This window comes from Corallococcus llansteffanensis (assembly GCF_003612055.1).
Classification (GTDB): domain Bacteria; phylum Myxococcota; class Myxococcia; order Myxococcales; family Myxococcaceae; genus Corallococcus; species Corallococcus llansteffanensis.
Map to the genome: position 1 here is coordinate 1 of NZ_RAWB01000716.1, position 4,461 is coordinate 4,461.

Annotated in this window: 5 protein-coding genes; 1 reads left to right on the plus strand and 4 read right to left on the minus strand. The window is 70.2% G+C overall.

Going from position 1 to position 4,461, the window contains the following annotated elements; translation table 11 throughout:
• Window positions 1-450: response regulator (locus D7V93_RS38820; protein ID WP_372338406.1), on the plus strand; the 450-nt coding region annotated here is incomplete at its 5' end.
• 15 nt (window positions 451-465) lie between these two features.
• Here the strand turns inward: D7V93_RS38820 and msrQ are convergent.
• The 4 genes from msrQ to D7V93_RS38840 all read right to left on the minus strand — a co-directional run.
• On the minus strand, window positions 466-1,080 hold the full coding sequence (gene msrQ, locus D7V93_RS38825) for a protein-methionine-sulfoxide reductase heme-binding subunit MsrQ (RefSeq protein ID WP_120648104.1): 615 nt from the start codon (window positions 1,078-1,080) through the stop codon (window positions 466-468).
• 3 nt (window positions 1,081-1,083) lie between these two features.
• Window positions 1,084-2,073: a protein-methionine-sulfoxide reductase catalytic subunit MsrP gene (msrP, locus tag D7V93_RS38830; RefSeq protein ID WP_120648105.1), complete on the minus strand. Its 990-nt coding sequence runs from the start codon at window positions 2,071-2,073 to the stop codon at window positions 1,084-1,086.
• A 33-nt stretch (window positions 2,074-2,106) separates the two neighbouring features.
• Entirely contained in the window at window positions 2,107-2,832 is a 726-nt protein-coding gene (locus D7V93_RS38835; RefSeq protein ID WP_120648106.1) for a fatty acid desaturase, read from the minus strand.
• A gap of 15 nt (window positions 2,833-2,847) precedes the next feature.
• On the minus strand, window positions 2,848-4,461 hold a 1,614-nt coding region (locus tag D7V93_RS38840; RefSeq protein ID WP_120648108.1), incomplete at its 5' end, for a DUF8614 domain-containing protein.

Consider the following 4,461-nt stretch of genomic DNA (forward strand, 5'->3'; position numbering starts at 1 on the left):
CCCGTGCCGTCCCGCCCCACGGGAAGCACGCCCACGGTCCGTACGGCCGCGGGGAACGGTCCGCAGCGCGTGCTGCTGGTGGACGACAGCCGCTCCATCCGGACGCTGCTGAAGATCTACCTGATGGCCCGCAGCTTCGAGTTCCTGGAGGCCGAGTCCGCGGAGGAGGGCCTCAAGGTCGCGGAAGCGGAGCCGGTGGACCTCATCCTCACCGACTTCCACATGGACGGGATGAACGGCGCGGACTTCGCCGGACAGGTTCGCGCCAGCACCAACGCGAAGCTCTCCAAGGTCCCCATCCTGATGATGACCGGCGACCCGAACGTGGCCGAGGTGCGCGCCCTGGGTCAGAAGGCCGGCATCAGCGCCTTCGTGCGCAAGCCCGTGAGCTGCGCGCAGCTGATGACGCTGGTGGACACCATCCTCCCGCTGCCCCGCGCCGCGAAGTAGGCGACGCGCCGCGCCTCACGCCGTGCGCTGCGCGGCGAGGGCCCGGCGCTTGCGCACGGCCTCTCCCACGCGCACGGCCAGGAGCAGCGCCAGCACGGCGCCGTAGAGCGCCGGCTCCGTCACGTCCTTCTTCACCCGCCATACGAAGTGCACCACGCCCAGCACCGCGGCCACGTAGGCCAGCCGGTGCAGGCGCTGCCACCGCGGGAAGCCCAGCCTGCGCACCTGGCGGTTCGTGGAAGTGAGGGCCAGCGGCACCAGCAGCAGGAACGCGGTGAAGCCCACGGTGATGAAGGGCCGCGTCACCACGTCCTCCACCATGGCGCGCACGTCCACGCCCTGATCCAACACCGCGTACGTGAGGAAGTGCGCGCCCGCGTACGCGAAGGCCAGCAGCCCCAGCGTGCGGCGGATGCGCGCGGGCCACGTCCAGCCGAAGACGAGCCGCACGGGCGTGCACGCCAGCGACGCCAGCAGCATCGCCAGCGCGAAGAGGCCCGTCTGGTTGAGGGCGAACTCGATGCCGTTGGCCCCGAGTTGCCCCTGGGCACCCTGCACCGCGAGTTGGACGAGCGGGGCCAGTCCCCCCAGGGCGACGGCGGGGTTGAGCCAGGGTTGCTTGGAGGCCATGCGCTAGAAGTCCCGCTTCAGGTCCATGCCACGGTAGAGGTCGGCCACCTGCTCCGCGTAGCCGTTGAAGGGCAGCGTGGGCCGCCGCCCGCTGTCACCAATGCGGCGCTCGGAGGCCTGGCTCCAGCGCGGGTGGTCCACCGCCGGGTTCACGTTGGCGTAGAAGCCGTACTCGCGCCCGTTGGCCAGGTTCCACGTCGTGCGCGGCTGTTCGCGCGTGAGCGAGATGCGCACGATGGACTTGATGCCCTTGAAGCCGTACTTCCACGGCACCACCAGCCGCAGCGGCGCGCCGTTCTGCGCGGGCAATTGCTTGCCGTACAGGCCGGTGGCCAGCAGCGTCAGCGGGTGCAGGGCCTCATCCAGGCGCAGGCCCTCCACGTAGGGCCAGTCCAGCACCGGGCTCTTCTGGCCGGGCATCTGCTCCGGGTCCTCCAGCGTGGTGAAGGCCACGTACTTCGCGAAGGACGTGGGCTGCACCTGCTCCAAGAGCTTGCCCAGGGGGACGCCCAGCCACGGAATCACCATGGACCAGGCCTCCACGCAGCGCATCCGGTAGACGCGCTCCTCCAGGGGGAAGCTGGAGATGAGCTGATCCACGTCCACCGTCCGCGGCTTGTGCACCTCGCCGTCGATGACGACGGTCCACGGCCGGGTCTTCAGCGTGTGCGCGCGGCGGGCCGGGTCGTTCTTGTCCAGGCCGAACTCGTAGAAGTTGTTGTAGGTGGTGATGTCCTCGTAGGACGTGCGCGGCTCGGACGTGTCGAAGGCGCCCTGGGCGGGGGCCACCGGCTGCGCCACCGCGCCCGCGTCCGGGACGAAGCCGTCCATGGGCCGCGTGCGCTTCATGCCCAGCAGGTACAGCCCGCCCCCCACCACGGCGGCGGTGCCCGCGAACAGGCCCGCGTTCTTGATGAGCTCGCGGCGGCGCAGGTAGAGCTTCTCGGGCGTTACCTCGGAGCCAGGGGGCTCGGGGGGGAGCTTGTCGCGCATGGCCCCTCTATAACGCTCCAGCCGCCCTTCCGGTTACCGCCGGGCGTCCTTCACCCGCCACAGCCGCCACCAGGGCATGCCGGGGGACTCGTGGTGCTCCCAGTGGTAGCCGAAGAAGAAGCAGGACAGGAGCGCCCACGCGTGGTTGCGCGGCAGGGTGCGCGCGTGGTGCGGCGCCATGGCCTCCGTGTCCGGCCGCCGGTGGGGCCGCCAGGTGCCGAAGTAGAAGAGCTGCACGGTGGCCAGCACCGACGGCAGCACCCAGAAGCCCAGGATGCGCGCCTGGGGCACGCCCAGGAGCAGCAGGGCATTGAACTTCAGCGCCATCACCAGGAGCTGCGGCCACGTCGTGTAGCGCACCATGAAGGTGCCAAACCATGGCCAGAAGGCCTGGGTGCGGGTGGCGAAGTCCGGGTCGTGCTCCCCCGTGGGGTCCGCGTGGTGGGCGCGGTGGTTCACCACCAGCCGCCGGTAGGACAGGCCCGCGAAGAGGAAGCACGCCACCGTGCCCACCGCCGCGTTCACCCGGCGGTGCAGGGACACGGTGCCGTGCATGGCGTCATGGCCGGTGATGAAGAGGCCGGTGGACAGCCACATCTGCAGCAGGACGTGCAGCCAGGTGAGCGGTGAGTCCCACGGCCGCGCGGGGCCGGCCAGGAGCCACGCCAGGTGCCCACCCCACGCGCCCAGGACGCTCAGCGCCAGGACGGTGCCCCACGGGTCGGGGGGCACGGGACGGGGGTGGGACTGAAGCGCCATGGGCCTTGCCTAACGCTACTTCGTGCCGGCCGCCGTGGGAGCGGCGGCGGGCGCGCCGAAGTCGCGCACCAGCGCGTCAGCGGTGACGTAGCGCGGCTCGATGTCCACCGGCACGTTCTTCAGCCGCTCCAGCACCTTCTGCACGGAGGGCCGCACCACGCCCTGCTTCGCGAGCAGCGCTTCGGCTTCCGCGCGGTCGCCCTTGGCCTGGAGCGCCATGAGCTGGTTCGTCAGCGAGGTGACGGAGGCTTGCATCTTGTCCGGCACCACCTCGAACGTGCCGTCCGCGTTCACCTTCACCGCGCCGGTGTCGAGGAAGTGGTTGAGCTGCAGCGCGATGCCCTTGCCGTGCGCCTCGTCGATGCCGAAGCGGATGGAGCGGAACGCGGACGCGAGGAACGTCGTGTACATGGTGCGCTGGAGGGACTTGTCCAGGGTGCCCTTGTCCACCAGTCGCTGGAGCGCCCACAGGCCGGAGATGTCCGCCTTGGCCTCCTCGATCGCGCTGGAGGACGCCTGCAGCGCCTGCCGCACCGTCGTCTGCTTCCCGGCCACGGTGACGTTGTGGGGCCCCAGGCCGTGCATCAGCTCGTGCATGAGGATGTGCGTGAAGAAGGCGTCGAAGGCCACGTCCTTGCGGTCCTTCGCGGGCAGCGCCACCTTCGCGATGGGCAGCAGCACGCGCTGGAACTTCGCCTCCTGCACGTTCTTGAGCATCACGCGCTTGGTGCCCTTCTCCGCCGCCACGCGCTCGTCGTTGGGCAGGTTGAAGGCCGCCGTCTGCACGCCCCGGTTGCCGTCACCGGAGGAGTACAGGCTGTTGATGACGCGGATGGGGGCGAGCGCGCCCAGTTTCGGATTGCGCAGCGCCGGCTCGATGGGGAGGTTGTTCTCCAGTTCCTGGAGCTCCGCGCTGAACTTCGCCAGCTTCTGCGTCTCCACGTCGTCGCGCACGCCGATGAACGCCTCGAACGCGGCCTTGTAGTTGAACCAGCCGTCCTCGTAGACCTCGTAGGGCCCGACGGTGGGCTCCACGCTCGCGTCCAGCTCCATCCACGCGACCTCGCTCGCGTAGTAGTCGTTGGACAGGAACGCCGCCGCGCGCTTCTCCAGGAAGGCCTTGAGCGTGGGCTGCTGGGTGAGCGCCGCCGCCTCGCGCAACAGCTGCGCGGCCAGGCCCAGCTCGCCCTGGTATTCGACGCTGTAGGGCACGCTCACGAACTTGCCGTCCGGCCCCTTGCGAATCGTGGTGAAGAAGCCCGTGGCCTCGTGCTGCTGCGCCTCCGGCAGCCCCTTCACCCACGCCTCCACCTCTGCCTTGGTGGCGCCCGCCGGGTAGAAGTTCCCCTCTTCGAGCTTCGCCGGCACGCCGGGCAGGAACGGCTTCGCCTCGTCCAGGCGCGACCAGGGGCCCTTGTTGAGCAGGAACGCGTGCAGCCGCTCCTTGCCCAGCGGAGTGGTGTCCTTCACCAGGTCCAGGAGCAGGGCCTCGTTGCCCGCCCACGCCTGGCGCAGGAAGAGGGGGTCCATCAGCTTCGCGGCCTGGAGCACCTTGGCCAGGGCGCGCTTCTCCGCGTCCGGCAGCTTGGAGACGTCCACCTTCAGGTCCACCGGGGCGAAGCGCGCGGT